At 68.6% G+C, this 17538-nt stretch carries 13 protein-coding genes and 1 pseudogene; 1 reads left to right on the top strand and 13 read right to left on the bottom strand.

Translation table 11 applies throughout. The features are described from left to right. Positions 1-105: 105 nt before the first annotated feature. From ubiV to AD428_RS08980, 13 genes and pseudogenes are all read right to left on the bottom strand, one after another. Positions 106-1004, bottom strand: a pseudogene (gene ubiV, locus AD428_RS09040) (ubiquinone anaerobic biosynthesis protein UbiV). Then, positions 995-2011: a ubiquinone anaerobic biosynthesis protein UbiU gene (gene ubiU, locus AD428_RS09035; RefSeq protein WP_053244931.1), complete on the bottom strand. Its 1017-nt coding sequence runs from the start codon at positions 2009-2011 to the stop codon at positions 995-997. Before ubiU ends, ubiV begins: the two are co-directional and overlap by 10 nt. A 66-nt stretch (positions 2012-2077) precedes the next feature. After that, positions 2078-2740: a response regulator gene (locus AD428_RS09030; protein WP_053244930.1), complete on the bottom strand. Its 663-nt coding sequence runs from the start codon at positions 2738-2740 to the stop codon at positions 2078-2080. A gap of 16 nt (positions 2741-2756) precedes the next feature. Then, positions 2757-4694 carry a type IV pili methyl-accepting chemotaxis transducer N-terminal domain-containing protein gene (locus AD428_RS09025; RefSeq protein WP_053244929.1) on the bottom strand — a complete coding sequence of 646 codons (1938 nt, stop codon included), beginning with the start codon at positions 4692-4694 and terminating at the stop codon, positions 2757-2759. Positions 4695-4770: 76 nt separating this feature from the next. Beyond that, positions 4771-5268, bottom strand: coding sequence for a molybdopterin-guanine dinucleotide biosynthesis protein B (gene mobB / locus AD428_RS09020; protein WP_053244928.1), 498 nt, complete (start codon positions 5266-5268; stop codon positions 4771-4773). Further along, a complete protein-coding gene (locus AD428_RS09015) occupies positions 5265-5924 on the bottom strand; it encodes a carbonic anhydrase (RefSeq protein ID WP_053244927.1) in 660 nt (219 codons plus the stop codon). The genes mobB and AD428_RS09015 overlap by 4 nt, the downstream gene beginning before the upstream one ends. A 1-nt stretch (position 5925) precedes the next feature. Then, positions 5926-6696, bottom strand: a complete 771-nt coding sequence (locus AD428_RS09010) for a peptidylprolyl isomerase (RefSeq protein WP_053244926.1) — start codon at positions 6694-6696, stop codon at positions 5926-5928. Positions 6697-6731: 35 nt separating this feature from the next. Then, the gene (narI, locus tag AD428_RS09005; protein WP_053244925.1) at positions 6732-7415 is read right to left on the bottom strand and encodes a respiratory nitrate reductase subunit gamma; all 684 of its coding nucleotides are present in this window, start codon (positions 7413-7415) and stop codon (positions 6732-6734) included. Positions 7416-7433: 18 nt separating this feature from the next. Beyond that, positions 7434-8072: a nitrate reductase molybdenum cofactor assembly chaperone gene (gene narJ / locus AD428_RS09000; protein ID WP_053244924.1), complete on the bottom strand. Its 639-nt coding sequence runs from the start codon at positions 8070-8072 to the stop codon at positions 7434-7436. Positions 8073-8087: 15 nt separating this feature from the next. Continuing rightward, entirely contained in the window at positions 8088-9650 is a 1563-nt protein-coding gene (gene narH / locus AD428_RS08995) for a nitrate reductase subunit beta (RefSeq protein ID WP_053244923.1), read from the bottom strand. Beyond that, positions 9647-13399: a nitrate reductase subunit alpha gene (locus tag AD428_RS08990; protein WP_053244922.1), complete on the bottom strand. Its 3753-nt coding sequence runs from the start codon at positions 13397-13399 to the stop codon at positions 9647-9649. The genes narH and AD428_RS08990 overlap by 4 nt, the downstream gene beginning before the upstream one ends. A gap of 141 nt (positions 13400-13540) precedes the next feature. Then, complete coding sequence (locus AD428_RS08985; RefSeq protein WP_053244921.1) at positions 13541-14926, bottom strand: NarK family nitrate/nitrite MFS transporter; 1386 nt, start codon at positions 14924-14926, stop codon at positions 13541-13543. A gap of 38 nt (positions 14927-14964) precedes the next feature. Beyond that, positions 14965-16194: an MFS transporter gene (locus AD428_RS08980; RefSeq protein ID WP_053244920.1), complete on the bottom strand. Its 1230-nt coding sequence runs from the start codon at positions 16192-16194 to the stop codon at positions 14965-14967. Positions 16195-16487: 293 nt separating this feature from the next. Between AD428_RS08980 and AD428_RS08975 the strand changes: the two genes are divergently transcribed. After that, positions 16488-17538, top strand: a 1051-nt coding sequence (locus AD428_RS08975) for an NnrS family protein (RefSeq protein ID WP_053244932.1), incomplete at its 3' end; no start/stop codon positions are given.

The raw sequence follows: 17538 nt of genomic DNA, 5'->3' as shown, positions 1-17538 counted from the left end.
CAGGCGGCGCGCGGCGCGCGCCAGCAGGCGCCAGGGGGAAGCCAGGCGCGGCGCCCTCGCCCTGGCGCGCGCCGGCGCCCGCATCATGGAAAGACGGTGCCGGATTCATGATGCGTCCTCGCTCAGGAAAATGCCCGCCTGTCCGTGGTAATAGCCATTGCACCTGGGCATGCCCGCCGGCGGCTCGGCGGGTCCGGCGGGCCGGCCCAGGCGGCGCTCGTGCAGCGCGGCCACTGCCTGCAGCGTGCCTTCCGATTGCGGGCTGACGCGCAGCACCTCCACCCCCATGTCCGCCAGCGCCTGCGCCTGGCCGGTGAGGTCCAGACAGGCGCCCGATTGCACCTGGACGCCGTTGATGGCCAGGAAGTCGCGCGACTCGCGGGTGCGCATGTCCAGCCCGTCCGGGTGTTCGATGCAGCGAAAACCGCAGTCGTCCTTTTTCAGGCCATGATGGCGGGCCGTAAAGCACCTGGCCGAATACGCCAGCGCCATGCGGCCCCACACCATCACTTCGCACTGCAGGCCGGCCGGACGCTCGCGCAACAGGCGCGCCAGCGAGGCGGCGTCGAGTTCCAGGGGAGCGACGAAGCGCGCCGCGCCCCGGCTGGCCAGCCATTGCAGGGTCCCGCCGTGGTAGGCATTGAGATGCGGGCCGGCCACGAACGCGCGGCCGGCCAGGTGCCGCACCGCGCCCAGTTCGCCCGCCTCCACCATGAATTCCCGTTGGTCGCACAGCTTGCGCAGCGCGGCCGCCTCCGCGCCCGACTCGATCAGCGTGCGGCCCGACAGCACCACGGTCTTGCCGGCGCGCGCAGATCGCGGGCCAGGTCCAGCCAGTCCGGCGCGCGCAGCTCGTGGCGGCGGCTGCACACGGTTTCGCCGAGGTAGACGATGTCGGCGGCGCTGTCGGCCACCTCGGCGTAGAAGGCCACCGTGTGGGCGCGCGTCCAGTAATACTGCAGCGGGCCCACCGATATCCCGAAAGCGGCGGTGTTCATTTCCATGGCCGTTCGAATGCTCCCTGCGTAACCTGCGATCCCTCCGCGTGACGCGCCAGCGCCGCGTTCCATTCCGGACGCGCGCGGTAGCGCGCCGCGTTGGCGTGCGCGCTGTCGAGCGCCGCGCGCAGCGTGGCCACCACCTGCGACACATACGCCGGGCTGCGCTGGCGCCCTTCGACCTTGATCGCCGACACGCCCATCTCCGCCAGCTGCGGCAGCAGCGCGATGGCGTTCAGGCTGGTGGGCTCTTCCAGCGCGTGGTCGGGCCTGCCCTCGACCTCGAAGCGCCCCTTGCACAGCGTGGGATAGGCCGCCGGCTCGCCGGGCGCGTAGCGGTCGATGAGAATACCGTTCAGGCGCGCGTCCAGGTACCCGTTCTTTTCCTCCCAGCGCACCGCGTGCGCGGGCGAGCAGACGCCCTTGTTGTTGGGGGAATCGCCCGTGGCGTACGAGGACAGCAGGCAGCGGCCCTCGGCCATGACGCACAGGCTGCCGAAGCCGAACACCTCCACCTCGGCCTGCGTGCCTGCGCAGACGCGCGCGATCTCGGCCAGGGTCAGCACCCGCGGCAGCACCACGCGCCGGATGCCGAACTCCTCGCGCATCAGCTCGATGGCGTCGGCGTGCGTGGCCGAGCCCTGCACCGACAGATGCAGCCGCAGGTCGGGGTAGCGGTCGCGCGCGTAGGCCAGCAGGCCCGCATCGGCCATGATGACCGCGTCGGCCCCCAGGGCATGCGCCGCGTCCACCGCCGCGCGCCATTGCGGCCCGCGGCCCGGCTGTACGAAGGTGTTGATGGCGAACAGCACCTGCCGGTTGCGGCTGTGGGCGTAGGCCACGCCGGCGCGGATGTCGGCTTCGGTGAAATTGAGCCCGGCGAAATTGCGGGCGTTGGTGGCGTTCTTGAGGCCGAGATAGACCGCATCGGCGCCGGCTTCGACCGCGGCCTTCAGGGCCGCCAGGCTGCCGGCGGGCGCCACCAGCTCCATGGGAGAGGTTCGGGTTTGCATGAACGGCAGTCTAGGCGCGGCGCCGCCGGCCGGCCTTGCTGCAGATCAAAGGGGCCGGCGCCCCGCTCAGTTGTCCTGGCAGAGCGAGTGTTCCACCGCGTAGACGGCTACCTGCACCCGGCTCGTCAGGTTGAGTTTCTTCAGCACGTTTTGCACGTGGATCTTGACGGTGCTCTCGCTGACGTCCAGTTCGCGCGCGATGATCTTGTTGCTCGCGCCGCGCGCGAGCCAGCGCACGATTTCCTGTTCGCGCGCGGTAAGCCGGTGGCGCTCGGCGTGGCCCGCCGGCGCGGCCGGCTGCCCGGCCAGTCCGCGGAACTGCTCCACCAGCTTGGCCGTCATGTTCTCGGCGATGACCGGCTCGCCGCTCGCGGCCCGGCGGATGGCCGCCGTGAGCGCATCGGCGTCGATATTCTTGACCAGGTAGCCTCTTGCGCCGCTTTTCAGCGCCTGGCCGAGTTCATCGGCCTCTTCGGACACCGTGAGGATGATGACCGCGCAGCCCGGCAGGTCCTGCGTGAGCAACTGCAGCGTTTCCAGCCCCGACAGGCCCGGCAGGTTCAGGTCCAGCAGCACCACGTCGGGCTTGAGTTCCTGGGCGCGCTTCAGGCCCTCCACGCCGTCGCCGGCCTCCGCCACGACTTCGAAGTCGGGCTGGCGCTGCAGCAGCAGCTTCAGGCCGGAACGGAACAGGGTGTGGTCGTCGACGAGCAGGATGCGGATAGCCATGGTCTGCGGATAGCGTTCAGGCGGCCTGGCGCTCGGAGCCGGGCAGCGTCAGCGCCACCCGCGTGCCCGCGCCGGGCCGGGAATCCATTTTTATCACGGCGCGCATGCGCGCGGCGCGCTCGCGCATGATGTGCAGGCCCACGTGCGATTCGCCGTGCCGCGCCACTTCGTCCGGGTCGTAGCCCTGGCCGTCGTCGCGCACCGCCAGGGTGAAATCTCGCCCGTTGCGCACCTCGATGTCCACCCGGGCCGCCTCGGAATGCTTGCGCACGTTGGACAGCGCCTCCTGCAGGATGAACAACACCTGCAGTTGCTGATCGGGCGGCAGCGGCGCGCCCTCCCCCTGCACGAAAGACAGCTCCGTGTGCATCCCGGTCTGGCGCCGGAAACGCGCCACGGTGTCCTCGATGGCGGCCTGCAGGTCTCCCTGGGTCAGCTTGCTGCGGAAATTGTTCAGCAGCTCGCGCACGTCCTGGTAGCTCTCGCTCACCCCGGCGCGCAGCAGCGGAAGGATCTCCTCGATCTCGGCGCTGTCGCCGCGCTCGACCGCGCCTTCCAGCAATTGCAGCTGCAGGTTCAGGAAATTCAGCCCCTGCGCCAGGCTGTCGTGCAGGCCCTGCGCCACCAGGCCGCGTTCCTGGACCACGGCCAGCTGGCGCGCCTGCGCGCTCAGGCGCCGGTTGTCCAGGGCCACCCCCAGGTGCTTGCCCAGGGTTTCCAGCAACTGCGATTCGGAGGGCGCCAGCCGGCGCGGCTCGCGGAAATGCAGCGAATACGAGCCCAGCACCTGGTCGCGCGTCACGATGCGGAACACGGCCACGCTGGCGAAGCCGTCGCGCTGGCAGTTCAGGTCCGCCTGCGGCGGCGCCTGGCGCAGATCCTGGATCACGATGACGCCCGGGCGCCGGGTGGCCGTGCCGCAGTGGCAATCGTCCACCTTCATGCAGTGCTCGGACTCCACCAGTTCGTCCGACAGGCCCACCGACACCACCAGGTTCAGGTTTTCCTGGCCGGGATCCAGGGCGCGGATGCTGCCGCCTTCGGCGTCGAACTGCAGCATGACCCGGCGCAGAAAGCCCTCGCACATGGGCTCGATGTCGTTGGGCTGGTTGAGGAACGCCGTCATGTCGTAGAGCGCGCCGATGTCGCGGTTCTGCGCCGCGAGCAGCGAGGTCTTTTCCTCGACGCGCCGCTCCAGCCCCGTGTAGAGATCCTGCAACTGGTCGGCCATGCGGTTGAAGCCGTGGGCCAGCACCCCGAACTCGTCGCGGGTTTCCACCGGCAGCCGCGTGTTGAACTCCCGCGCGGCCATGCGCTGCAGGCCGTCGCGCAGGCGCAGCACCGGCGAGATGATCCACAGGTACAGCAGGTAGATCATGGCCAGCGTGCCCGCGCAGGCGATGGCCGCCAGCACCCCTTGCGACATGCGCAACGCCGTGGTCTTGCCCGCGTTGTCGCGCTCGATCATGCGCACCAGCGTGTCGGCCTCGTCCACGAAGACGGGCAGCGTGTCCAGATAGGCGGCCGCGCCGCCGCCGTCCAGCGCGGCCCGGGCCGCGGGGCGCATGGTGTGGTTCCAGTAGTCGGACACCGCCCGCCATTGCTCGCGGATGGCGGCGTCGTCGGGCAGGAACAGCGGGCGCGCCGGATTGCCGCGGGCCAGCCGGGCGATGGTTTCGTCCATGAGGCGCAGCTCCATGCCCGTGCGCTCGGCCCTTTCGGGATGAGGCCGCAGCAGCTCCACCGCCACCCGGTTGGCCCGCATGCGCAGACTGCCCGCGTCGTTGATCGCCGCGCCCGCGCCTTCCAGCTTCCAGGACAGCCATAGGGTGCCGCTCACCATCGACAGCACGACGGCAAGGGCGACCAGCGAGCTGGCGATAATGCGGGTGGACAGGCGGTGACGCGGCGACGGCAGGCCGTCGGCGCCGGCGGGGGATTCCTGGGACGTCATGGGGCGGGGAAAAGTCGGGGCCGACACATTGCCAGTGTAGCCGTTTCCGGCGCGGGCGCCGGCCGCCGCGCCGCGCTCAGGCGAGCCCCAGCGTCTCGCAGATGAAGGCCGCCACCGCCGCCGGATCGTTCAGCGGCAGGCGCGGCAGCGCCGTCTCCAGCGCCGCGTCGGTGGCGACCGCCACGAAACCGCCGTCCTCCGCGTGCAGCGGCGGCTTGCCCAGCTCGGGGCGGTAGACCTCGATACGCGGAATGGCCGCCTGCTTGAACCCTTCGACCAGCACCAGGTCGGCCGGGGCCAGCCGCGCCACTTGCGCCTGCAGCCCGGGCTCCGGCGCGCCGCGCAGCTCGTGCACGATGGCGTAGCGGTACGGCGAAGCCACCATGACCTCGTGCGCCCCGGCCTGGCGGAAACGCGCGCTGTCCTTGCCCGGCGGCTCCATTTCGAAGTCGTGGTGGCTGTGCTTGATGACGCTGACCGTCAGGCCGCGCGCGGCCAGCAGCGGCAGCATGGCCTCGATCAGGGTGGTCTTGCCGCTGCCGGAACGGCCGGCGATGCCGAAAACTGGACTCATGCGATCTCCGTGAACAAGGGGCAGACCATGGGCAGGAAGGCGTCGGCCCGCTGCGAGTATGCCAGCAAAGCGCCGGACATCAGGTCGAAATACCAGCCGTGCAGGGTCAGGCCGCCCGCCTGCGCCGCGCGGTCCACGCAGGGCAGCGCCTGGAGATTGCGCAGCGAGATCAGGATGGAGGCCTGCTCGCAGGCCCGCCGGCGCTCGGCCTCCGGCGCGTCGGGCATCTGGCGCAGCACCCGTGCGCGGGCGGGTTCGGCGATGTCCATCCAACGGTTCAGGTAGTCTTCGCCGGCGCTACGTCCCTGCGGCCGCGCCATCAGCGCGCGGATGCCGCCGCATTGGGCATGGCCCAGCACGATGATGCGGCTGACGCGCAACTGCTCCACGGCGAACTGGATGGCGGCCAGCACGCCGTGGTGGCCCTGGTCGCGGTCGGGCGGCGGCACCAGGTTGGCCACGTTGCGCACGGTAAAGATGTCGCCGGGGTCGCAGCCCAGCAGCATGGCGGGGTCCACGCGCGAATCGCAGCAGCCGATCAGCAGCGTGCCGGGCTGCTGGCCTTCGCGCAGGTTGCGGTACAGCGACGGCGCCGCCTCGTAGTACTGGCGCTGGAAGCGCTGGAAGCCGTCGATGAAGCGTTCGATGTCGCGCATGTCAGTCTCCGGACGCGCAGGCCCCTCCGAATACGCGCTCCGGCTCGCCCTCGTCCAGGTCTATGCCCACGACGCTGGCGCGCGCGACCAGCAGCTTGACGTATTGCCGCCAGGCCGTGTCGCGGCTGGCCGACGACAGCGCGTGCGCGATCCGCGGCGCGACCTGCTCGTACGGCAGCACGCGGCCCTCGATGCGACGCCGCACGCGCACGATATGCAGGCCATGGCGGGTTTCGAGCAGCCGCGGCAGCAGCGCGCCCGCCGGCAGGGCGAACACCGCCCGCTCGAACTCCGGCACGGTATCGCCGCGGCCGAGCTGTCCCAGGCTGCCGCCCACGGCGGCGGACGGGCAGTTGGACTGCTCGCGCGCCGCCTCGGCGAAGCGCGACGGGTCGGCCAGCAGCCCGGCCAGCACGCCCTCGGCGTGGGCCCGCAGCCGGTCCAGGTCCACGCCGGGCGTGACCTGGAACAGGATGTGGTCGGCCTCGACCAGCTCGCCGACCAGGAAACGCTCCGGGTGCGTCTGGTAGAAACGCCGGCAGGCCGCCTCGTCGGCCTCGGGCGCGGCGGCCTGGCTGGCCAGCAGCGCCCCGATGGCGCCCTCCTCGTCGGCGGTGTCCAGCCCCTGGCGGCCGGCCTCGTCCAGCAGCACCCGCCGCAGCACCAGCGCGGTGACGGCGCTGCGCGTGGGATTGACAGTGCCGGCGTGCCGCGGCAGTTCGCGTTCCAGGTCCGCGTCGGTCAGTTCGACGCCGTTGACGATCACAGGCATGGTTGTCTCCGCCGAGGGTTCCGGTTCCGGCCGCTTCAGCGCGACCGCACGAGTTGCCACGCCCGGCCCAGGTAGCCCAGCGAGGCAAAGCCGCTCCACACGTGCACCAGCCGCGTGAAGGGGAAGATCACGAACAGCGTCAGGCCCATGAACAGGTGCGCCTTGAAGAGCGGCGGCACGTCGGCAATGTGGCTGGCGGCGTCGCCGCGGAAGGTCACGATGTGCTGCGCCCAGGTCATGAGCCGCACCATCATCTCGCCGTCCATATGGCCGGCCGACAGCGCGATCGTGGACAGGCCGAGCAGCAGTGTCGCCAGGATCCAGGCCAGCAGGAGCTTGTCGCCGGGGCGCGTGGCCGCCCGGATGCGGGGATCGCTCATGCGGCGGTGGATCAGGATCAGCAGCCCGATCAGGCAAAGCCCGCCCATCACGCCGCCGGCCGCCATGGCCACGCCCTGCTTCAGGCTGTGCGACACGCCCAGCATGTCCCACACCGCCACCGGGGTGAGCAGGCCCACCAGGTGGCCGAAGAACAGGCCCAGGATGCCCACGTGGAACAGGATGTTGCCCAGTCTGAGCTGCCCGTGGCGCAGCAGTTGCGAGCTGTCGCTCTTCCAGGTGTACTGCTCGCGCTCGAAGCGCACCAGGCTGCCCAGCAGAAAGACGGTCAGCGCAATGTAGGGATAGATGCCGAAAAAGAACTGGTTCAGGGTATTCATGATGCGTCGTCCCGGACGTTAAGGCTGGCGGGGATGGAAATGCAGCGGCTGCGGGCCGGAAGGCTGCTGCGGCCGCAGCAGCGGCTCCACCCCGTCCGGACCGGCGCCGAAGGTTTCCATGGCTTCGTCCATGTCACGCACGGGCGGATCGGCCTGCTCGCGCGGCGTGACCGTGGAAAGCTCCCTCAGCACCGCGAACACGCAGGCATACGGACTGCCGTTGCGGGCCAGGCGCGCGCCCACCGCCGCCAGCACGTGGATGGCCTCGTCCAGCAGCGCCTGGGCGTCGTCCGGCCCGATCACGCCCAGGAACTCCAGAAACAGCGGCACGTGGTCGGGCAGCTCCGGCGCCGCCGGCTCGAAACCGTGTCCACGATAGGTCTGCAGCAGGTCCACCATGGCCTGGCCGCGGTCGCGGCTTTCGCCGTGCACGTGCTCGAACAGGTGCAGCGAGTGCGAGCGGTTGCGGTCGAAGGTGGCCACGTAGTTCTCCTGCACGGCGATCAGGCCGTGCGAACCCAGGTAGCCGGTCAGCGGCTCCAGCATGTCGGCGGCCCAGGGCGCGTCCGCCAGCGCGGCCTCCACCTCGGGCAGCGCGTCGAGCAGCTCCTGCTCGGGATAGCAGAGCAGCGCGGAAAGCAGTCGGTACAGGTTCATGCTCGTCTCCCTGGCTCAGGCCGCGGCCTTGCGGCGCGATTTGGGCATCTCGATGAAGATCTCGCTGCCCCGGGGCTTGCGGCCGAACAGCGTGCCTTCCGACACGCCGCCGGAGCAGCCGTTGCCGAAGGTGAAGCCGCAGCTGCCCTTCTCGTTGAAGCTGTCTTCGACCGCTTCCTTGTGGCTGCTGGGCACCACGAAGCGATCTTCGTAGTTGGCCAGCGCCATGATGCGGTACATGTCCTGCACGGTTTCCTCCGACAGGCCGACCTGCTGCAGCAAGGCCGTATCGCGCTCGCCGTGCACGGTTTCGGCGCGCTTGTAGGCGCGCATGGCGAGCATGCGCTCCAACGCCAGCAGCACCGGCTCTTCCTTGCCCGCCGTGAGCAGGTTGGCCAGGTAGCGCACGGGAATGCGCAGCGTGGACACGTCGGGAATCATGCCGGTCGAACCCACGGTGCGCTGCGGCATGCGGCCGGATTCGGCCGCCGACTGGATGGGCGACAGCGGCGGGATATACCAGACCATGGGCAGCGTGCGGTACTCCGGATGCAGCGGGAAAGCCACGCGCCATTGCACCGCCATCTTGTAGACCGGGGAGCGCCGGGCGGCGTCCAGCCAGGATTCGGGTATGCCCTGCTCGCGCGCGGCGGCGATCACCTCCGGCGAATGCGGGTCCAGGAACAGGTCGAGCTGCGACTGGTACAGGTCCTGCTCGCTGGCCACGGCGGCGGCGCTTTCGATGCGGTCGGCGTCGTACAGCATCACGCCCAGGTAGCGGATGCGGCCCACGCAGGTTTCGGAGCACACCGTGGGCTGGCCGGCTTCGATGCGCGGATAGCAGAACGTGCACTTCTCGGCCTTGCCGCTGTTCCAGTTGTAGTAGATCTTCTTGTACGGGCAGCCCGAGATGCACATCCGCCAGCCGCGGCACTTGTCCTGATCCACCAGCACGATGCCGTCGTCCTCGCGCTTGTAGATCGAGCCCGACGGGCAGCTCGCCACACAGGCGGGATTCAGGCAGTGCTCGCACAGGCGCGGCAGGTACATCATGAAGGTGTTCTCGAAGGTCGAGTACATCTCCTTCTGCACGCCCTCGAAAAGCGCGTCCCGGCCGCGCGCGTGGAATTCGCCGCCCAGGTCGTCTTCCCAGTTCGGGCCCCAGTGGATCTTGTCCATTTTCTTGCCGGTCAGCACCGACACGGGCCGGGCCGTGGGCGGCGTCTGCGACAGCGGCGCGTTCTTCAGGTGCTCGTAGTCGTAGGTGAACGGCTCGTAGTAATCGTCGATCTGCGGCAGGTTCGGGTTGGCGAACAGGTTGGCCAGGATGCGCAGCTTGCCGCCCTGGCGCGGCTCCAGCTTGCCGGCCTCGGTGCGGCGCCAGCCGCCCTTCCATTTGCCCTGATTCTCCCAGTCTTTGGGATAGCCGATGCCGGGCTTGGTTTCCACGTTGTTGAACCAGGCGTACTCGACGCCGTCGCGGCTGGTCCAGACGTTCTTGCAGGTCACCGAGCAGGTATGGCAGCCGATGCACTTGTCCAGGTTCAGCACCATGCCGATTTGGGCGCGTATCCTCATGATTGCTTCTCTTCTTGTTGCGTGTTTGCGGCGTCTTCGGCCAGCGGGCCTTCCAGCCAGTCCACCTTCTTCATCTTGCGCAGCACCACGAACTCGTCGCGGTTGGCGCCCACGGTGCCGTAGTAGTTGAAGCCGTAGGCCTGCTGCGCGTAGCCGCCGATCATGTGCGTGGGCTTGAGCACGGTGCGCGTCACCGAGTTGTGGATGCCGCCGCGCTTGCCGCTGGTTTCCGCGCCCGGAACGTTCACGATCTTCTCCTGGGCGTGGTACATGAGGCACATGCCGACCGGCACGCGCTGGCTCACCACGACGCGGGCGGTCAGCGTGCCGTTCACGTTGAACACCTCGACCCAGTCGTTGTCGACCAGCCCCGCCTGCCTGGCCTCGGCCTCCGACACCCACACGTGGGGGCCGCCGCGGCTGAGCGTCAGCATGCGCAGATTGTCCGAATACGTGCTGTGGATGCCCCACTTCTGGTGCGGCGTGATCCAGTTCAGCACCAGCTCCTTCTCGCCGTTCGGGTAGCGTCCGAGCATGGGCGCCACCGTCTTGGTATCGATGGCCGGCTTGTACACGCAGAAGCCCTCGCCGAAATCCAGCATCCAGCGGTGGTCCTGGTAGAACTGCTGGCGGCCGGTCAGCGTGCGCCACGGAATCAGCTCGTGCACGTTGGTGTAGCCGGCGTTGTAGCTGACCTCCTCGCTTTCCAGGCCCGACCAGGTGGGCGCGGAAATGATCTTGCGCGGCTGGGCCTGGATGTCGCGGAAGCGGATCTTGTCGTGCTCCCGGCCCGCCGCCAGGTGAGTGTGATCGCGGCCGGTGATCTTGCTCAGCGCTTCCCAGGCCTTGACGGACACGTGTCCGTTGGTTTCCGGCGCGAAGGTCAGGATCATCTCGGCCGCGTCGATCGCCGTGTCCAGGCGCGGGCGGCCATGGCTCACGCCGGCCTCCGTCACGCTGTCGTTGATGCCCGCAAGCTCGCGCACTTCGTGCTCGGTGTTCCAGCTAATGCCCTTGCCGCCGTTGCCCAGCTTGTCGAGCAGCGGTCCGACCGAAGTGAACTTGCGGTAGATGTCGTTGTAGTCGCGCTCGACCACGATCATGTTCGGCGCGGTCTTGCCCGGCACCAGGTCGCACTCGCCCAGCTTCCAGTCGCGCGGCTCGAACGCCTGGCCCAGTTCTCCCGGCGTGTCGTGCATGAGCGGCGCCAGCACCAGGTCGCGGCGCTTGCCCAGGTAGGGGCCGCCGATCTCGCTGAAGCGCCTGGCCAGCAGCTTGTAGATCTCCCAGTCGGTCTTGCTCTCCCAGAGCGGCTGCACCGCCTCGCTCAGCGGGTGGATGAACGGGTGCATGTCCGAGGTGTTGAGGTCGTCCTTCTCGTACCACGTGGCCGTGGGCAGCACGATGTCGCCGTACAGGCAGGTCGTGCTCATGCGGAAGTCCAGCACGGTCAGCAGGTCGAGCTTGCCTTCGGCGGCGTCTTCCTCGAACGCCACTTCCGAGGGCCTGATCGCGGCCGCTTCGTCGCCGAACACGGCGTTCTGCGTGCCCAGCAGATATTTCAGGAAATATTCGTGCCCCTTGCCGCTGGAACCCAGAATGTTGGAGCGCCACACGAACATATTGCGCGGGAAGTTGGCCGGATCGTCCGGGTTCTCGCACGACATGCGCAGCTCGCCCGACTTCAGCTTTTCCACGGCATGGGCGACCGGGTCCTTGCCCGCGGCGTCCGCCTCGGCCACCAGATCCAGCGGATTGGTGCGCAGCTGCGGCGCCGACGGCAGCCAGCCCATGCGCTCGGCGCGGGCGTTCAGGTCGATCATGCTGAGATTGCCGTACTTGCCCCGGTCGGCCGTGGGGCCCAGCACTTCCTGCACATTCAGCTTCTCATGGCGCCACTGGCTGGTGTGCGCGTAGAAGAAGGAGGTGCCATTCATCTGCCGGGGCGGGCGCGCCCAGTCGGCGGCGAAGGCCAGCGGGGCCCAGCCGAACTGCGGGCGCAGTTTTTCCTGACCCACGTAGTGCGCCCAGCCGCCGCCGCTCTTGCCCACGCAGCCGCACATCATCAGCATGTTGATGATGCCGCGGTAGATCATGTCCATGTGGTACCAGTGATTCAGGCCGGCGCCGACGATGACCATGGACTTGCCTTCGGTGTCGTGGGCGTTCTGCGCGAACTCGCGCGCCACCTGGATCACCTGCGCGCGCGGCACGCCCGTGTGCTTTTCCTGCCATGCGGGGGTATAGGGCACGTCGTCGTCGTACGAGCCGGCGACATTGCCGCCGCCCAGGCCGCGGTCCAGGCCGTAGTTGGCCATCTGCAGGTCGTACACCGTGGCGACCAGGGCCTCGCTGCCGTCGGCCAGGCGGATGCGGCGCGCCGGCACGTTGCGCACCAGCAGCTCGCCATGTTCGCTGCCGAAGTAAGGAAAGCCCACGCCCACGACCTCGCCGGCCCCGTCGATCAGCGACAGCCGGGGCGCGATCTCGCGGCCGCTGCCGCCGTCGCGCGGCTCCAGGTTCCAGCGGCCCGCCTTCTCGCCGCCGTTGACCGCCCCTTCGCCCCAGCGGAATCCGATACTGCCGTTGGGCGCGACCAGTTCGCCGGTCTTTTCGTCATAGACCAGCGTTTTCCAGTCGGGGTTGTTCTGCTCGCCCAGGGCGCCGTCCAGGTGCGAGGCGCGCAGGAAATGGCCGGGCGCGTAGAAACCGTCGCGCGCTTCCAGCAGCACCAGCATGGGCATGTCGGTGTAGCGGCGCACGTAGTCGCGGAAGTAATCCGAGGCGCCCGACAGGTGGAACTCCTTGAGGATGACGTGGCCCATGGCCATGGCCAGCGCGGCGTCGGTGCCCTGCTTCGGGGCCAGCCAGATATCGCCGAACTTCACCATTTCGCCGAAATCGCTGGACACGGCCACGGTCTTGGTGCCCTTGTAGCGGACTTCGGTATAGAAGTGGGCGTCTGGCGTGCGGGTCTGGGGCACGTTGGAGCCCCACACCATGAGATAGGTGGAGTTGTACCAGTCGGCCGACTCGGGCACGTCGGTCTGTTCGCCCCAGATCTGCGGGCTGGCCGGCGGCAGGTCGCAATACCAGTCGTAGAAGCTCAGGCACACGCCGCCCAGCAGGCTCAGATAGCGCGCGCCGGCCGCGTAGCTGACCATGGACATGGCCGGAATGGGCGAAAAGCCGATCACCCGGTCGGGCCCGTAGCGCTTGATCGTGTAGGCGTTGGCCGCCGCGATGATCTCGGTGGCGGTGTCCCAGTCGGCGCGCACGAAGCCGCCCAGGCCCCGCACCGACTTGTAGCGCCGCGCCCGCTCCGGGTCCTGGCTGATCCATTCCCAGGCCGAGATGGGGTCCATGGTCTTGCGGGCCTCGCGCCACATCTCCATGAGCCGGCCGCGGATCATGGGGTACTTCACCCGCTGCGCGGAGTACACGTACCAGCTGTACGAGGCGCCGCGCGGACAGCCCCGCGGCTCGTGGTTGGGCAGGTCGGGCCGGGTGCGGGGGTAGTCGGTCTGCTGGGTTTCCCAGGTGATCAGGCCGTTCTTGACGTATACCTTCCACGAACACGAGCCCGTGCAGTTCACGCCATGGGTGGAGCGCACGATCTTGTCGTGCTGCCAGCGGGCGCGGTAGGCGTTTTCCCAGCGGCGGTCTTCGTTGACCGTCTCGCCGTGGCCGTCCGCGAAGGTGGATTTCACCCGCGACATGAACTTCAGCCGGTCCAGAAAATGACTCATTGTGTTTCTCCTCGGGCGCCGGCACCGGCCGGCGCTTGCCGCAAACGTTCGTTTGAAACCACTTTAGGCTCGCGCCGCGCCCCCCGCCATTGCCCGGAGGCACAGGAAAGGCGCGTCAAAGTGACTAGTCACCCCGGCCTGTCAGCACGGCACCGGCGCATTGCGGCGCGCGTAGTACCACCAGGTGACCAGCAGGCAGCTCGTATAGAAGGCGATGAAGCAGTACAGCGCCGCCTGCACGCTGCCGGTAAGCTCCAGCGAGGTGCCGAAGCTGCGCGGGATGAAGAACCCGCCATAGGCGCCGATCGCGCCCGAGAAGCCCAGCACCGCCGCCGATTCGCGCGCGGCGTCGGCCAGCGCCTGCTTGCGCGCGGCCTCGCCCTTGCCCTCGGCCGCGCGGGTGCGTTCGCGCAGGAAGATGACCGGAATCATGCGGAACGTGGAGCCGTTGCCCACACCGGTCAGCGCGAACAACACGATGAACATGGCCAGGAAGCCGTTGAAATCCCCGCCTCGGCCGGCCGTGGGCATGAAGACCATCACCCCCAGCACCGCCGCGATCATGGCCGCGAAGGTAAACAGCGTCACGCGCGCGCCGCCCACCTTGTCCGACACCCACCCGCCCAGCGGCCGGGTCAGCGAGCCGACCAGCGGCCCCAGGAACGCATAGGCCATGGGGTCCACGTGCGGGAACAGGGTCTTGGTCAGCATGGCGAAGCCGGCCGAGAACCCGATAAAGGAGCCAAACGTGCCCACGTAGAGCCAGCACATCAGCCAGTTGTGCTTGCGCTTGAAGATCACCGCCTGATCGGCGAAGGAAGCGCGCACGTCGGCGATGTCGTTCATGCCGAACCAGGCCGCCAGCGAGGCGATGAGAATGGGCACCACCCAGATGAAGCCGGCGTTCTGCAGCCAGACATTGACGACCTGGCCGTCCGCCGCCGCCTGCTGCGGGGCGCCGCCCAGCGCGCCGAACATGCCCACCGAGATCACCACCGGCACCACGAATTGCACCAGCGACACGCCCAGGTTGCCGATGCCCGCGTTCAGCCCCGTGGCCAGGCCCTTCTTTTCCTTCGGGAAGAAAAAGCTGATGTTGGCCATGCTGGAGCTGAAATTGCCCCCGCCCAGGCCGCACAGCAGCGCCAGCACCAGCAGCACCGGATACGAGGTGGCCGGATCGCGCAGCGCGAAACCCATGCCCACCGCCGGGATAAGCAGCGAGGCGGTGGAAATGGCCGTCCACTTGCGGCCGCCGAACACCGGCACCAGAAAGGAATAGAAGATGCGCAGCGTGGCGCCCGAAAGCGCCGGCAGCGCCGTCAGCCAGAACATCTGGTTCTTCGACAGCATGAAACCGGCGCGGTCCAGGTTGACCACCACCACGCTCCACAGCATCCAGACACTGAAGGCCAGCATGAGCGCCGGAATGGAGATCCAGAGGTTGCGGTTGGCGACACGCGCCCCGGTTTGCTTCCAGAAACCGGGGTTTTCCGGTTCCCAGCGATGCAGCACATAGGTAGACATAAGATTCTCGCCAAAACGGGAAGAAGGGAAGTCGGGATTCAGGCGGCCTGCTCGCGCATGGCGGGCGCCGCGCGGCGCGAGCGGTAGCTGTAATGCATGAAGATCAGCGATACGCACACCGTTCCGTACATGAGCATGAAGGCGCTGGAGCGGATGCCCGTCAGGTCCAGCAGCACGCCGAACAGGATGGGCAGCACGAAGCCTCCCAGTCCGCCGGCCAGCCCCACGATGCCGGACACCGCACCGATGTTCTGGCCGAACTCGTCGGAAATGAACTTGAAGACCGAAGCCTTGCCGATGGCCATGGCGATGCCCACCACGAACAGCAGCACGGTGAAGGGCACGGCGCCCAGCGCGATCTGGAAGCTGCGCGGACCGTCGGCAGTGGTGACGGTGAACTGCGTCTGCGGATAGCTCAGCAGGAAGAACGCCACCCAGCACACCCACATCACCCACCACGTGGTGCGATAGGCGCCGTAGCGGTCGGAGATCCAGCCGCCCACCGCGCGCAGCACGCCGCCGGGCAGCGAAAAGCAGGCCGCGAGCAGGGCGGCGTGCGTGATGTCCATGCCATACTCGCCGATGTAGTACTTGGTCATCCACAGCGCCAGCGCCACGTAGCCGCCGAACACCACGGAGTAGTACTGGCAGTAGCGCAACACCCGCGGGTCCTTCAGCAGGGCGAGCTGCTCCGACAGGCTGACCGCGCCCTGCGTCCGGTGGGCCGGATCGGACGATGAAAACATCCAGAACAGCACGGCGGTGGCCAGCAGCGCCGCCGCATACACCTGGGGCACGATGGTCCAGGCGCCTGCGGCCGCCGCGATCAACGCGGGCGCCACGAACTTGGTAATGGCCGAACCCGAATTGCCGGCGCCGAAGATGCCCATGGCCAGTCCCTGCTTGTTGCGCGGGAACCAGCGCGCCACGTAGGGCGTGCCCACGGAAAACGAGCCGCCGGTCAGGCCCACGAAAAGCGCCAGCACCAGGAAGTGCCAGTACTCCGTGGCATACGACAGCAGCCAGACCGGCACCACCGACAGCAGCATCAGCACGAAGAACACGGGCCGCCCGCCGTAGCGGTCGGTCCAGATGCCCAGCGGCACGCGCACCAGCGAGCCGGTCAGCACGGGCATAGCGGCCAGCAGGCCGAATTCGGTTTCGGAGAGGCCGAGCTGCTGCTTGATCGGTATGCCCAGCACCGCGAAGATCATCCAAACCGCGAAGCAGATGGTGAAGGCAAAGGTGCTGGAGATCAGGACGCGCATCGGCGCGCTACGGCCGGCATGTCGGGAAACTGTCATGGTTGTTCTCGCTACTCAGGGGAATTCATGCGCCCGGGACCGGAGCCCGGCTCCCTTCGGCGTCACAGGTCCTAGACTAGGGATCCGCCGGCATCGCCGCCATTGCCCGGCCGACCATCCGGGCCATGCCGGAATGACTAGTCACCCCCTTGATTCCGCCGCATTTGCGCGGCGTCAAACGGGCGCGCGGGACTGGAGCCGGCGCAAGGTTTAATATGTATCTTCAATACATCTTCAAACACCCGGAGCCGTTCCGCATGAGTCCCCTGCTTTCCATCGACGAGCCGCGCCCCGCCCGCTCGCCCGCCCGGCCGCAGTGGCGCGCCTTCACCGAGATGGGGTTCCGCCCGCTCTACCTCGCGGGTTGCGGCTGGGCCCTGGCATCGGTGCTGGCGTGGGTCTATGCCCCCGGCCTCTTGCGCGGCGACCTGCCGGGCGTGTTCTGGCATGCGCACGAAATGCTCTGGGGGTTCGTCGCCACCATCGCCGTGGGCTTTCTGCTCACCGCGGGCGCCAACTGGACCGGGCGCAACCCCTTGCACGGCAATCCCCTGGCCGCCCTGTGCCTGGTCTGGGCCGCGGCGCGCATCGGCTACCTCGTGCCCGGCCGCAATGCCTTCCTGGTCGCCGGGGCCGCGGACGCGCTGTTCTTCCTGTGGGGCGCCGCGGCCCTGGGCCGTTCGGTCTGGCTCACGCGCAACCGGCGCAACTACGGCGTGCCGCTGCTGCTGGCCGCCCTGGCGGGCGCCCATGCGGCCTATCTTTCCTCGGCCGCCGCGGGCGACTATCTCGGCCTGATGCGCGCCTTCAACGCGGGACTGATCTGCATGGCGGTGCTGACGCTGCTGATCGCGCGGCGCGTCATCCCCTTCTTCGCGCAACGCGCGGTGCAGGGGCTAAAGATCCCGCCGCACACGCGCAGCGGCCATTGGCAATTGGCGGCGGGCGTCGCCGCCGTCGCATTGCTGCTGGCCGGGCAGGCACCGGCCGCCGGCGCGGCGCTGGCGGCCAGCGGCCTGATCGCGCTGGCGCAATGGCTGGCCTGGAAGCCCTGGGCGGTGCGCCGCGTACCCCTGCTGTGGATCCTGTATGCCGGCTATCTCGGCCTGGGCATCGGACTGCTGGTGGCCGCCGCCCAACTGGCCGGCCTCGTGCTGCGCACCGCGTGGCCGGCGCACGTGATCGGCGTGGCGGGCTTCTCGGTGCTCATCCTGGGCATGGTCACGCGCACGGCCCTCGGCCACCTGGGGCGCCCGCTGCGCACCGACCGCAGCATGGTCACGAGCTACGCGCTGATGATCCTGGCCG

It is taken from the genome of Achromobacter sp. DMS1 (assembly GCF_001270295.1).
Note: the sequence above shows the minus strand (reverse complement) of the source record. Positions and strands in the feature narration are given on the sequence as shown.

Coding starts and splice junctions, on each gene's coding strand:
- ubiU (WP_053244931.1), bottom strand. CDS start 2,011: ATGCAAACCCGAACCTCTCCCATGGAGCTGGTGGCGCCCGCCGGCAGC.
- AD428_RS09030 (WP_053244930.1), bottom strand. CDS start 2,740: ATGGCTATCCGCATCCTGCTCGTCGACGACCACACCCTGTTCCGTTCC.
- AD428_RS09025 (WP_053244929.1), bottom strand. CDS start 4,694: ATGACGTCCCAGGAATCCCCCGCCGGCGCCGACGGCCTGCCGTCGCCG.
- mobB (WP_053244928.1), bottom strand. CDS start 5,268: ATGAGTCCAGTTTTCGGCATCGCCGGCCGTTCCGGCAGCGGCAAGACC.
- AD428_RS09015 (WP_053244927.1), bottom strand. CDS start 5,924: ATGCGCGACATCGAACGCTTCATCGACGGCTTCCAGCGCTTCCAGCGC.
- AD428_RS09010 (WP_053244926.1), bottom strand. CDS start 6,696: ATGCCTGTGATCGTCAACGGCGTCGAACTGACCGACGCGGACCTGGAA.
- narI (WP_053244925.1), bottom strand. CDS start 7,415: ATGAATACCCTGAACCAGTTCTTTTTCGGCATCTATCCCTACATTGCG.
- narJ (WP_053244924.1), bottom strand. CDS start 8,072: ATGAACCTGTACCGACTGCTTTCCGCGCTGCTCTGCTATCCCGAGCAG.
- narH (WP_053244923.1), bottom strand. CDS start 9,650: ATGAGGATACGCGCCCAAATCGGCATGGTGCTGAACCTGGACAAGTGC.
- AD428_RS08990 (WP_053244922.1), bottom strand. CDS start 13,399: ATGAGTCATTTTCTGGACCGGCTGAAGTTCATGTCGCGGGTGAAATCC.
- AD428_RS08985 (WP_053244921.1), bottom strand. CDS start 14,926: ATGTCTACCTATGTGCTGCATCGCTGGGAACCGGAAAACCCCGGTTTC.
- AD428_RS08980 (WP_053244920.1), bottom strand. CDS start 16,194: ATGCGCGTCCTGATCTCCAGCACCTTTGCCTTCACCATCTGCTTCGCG.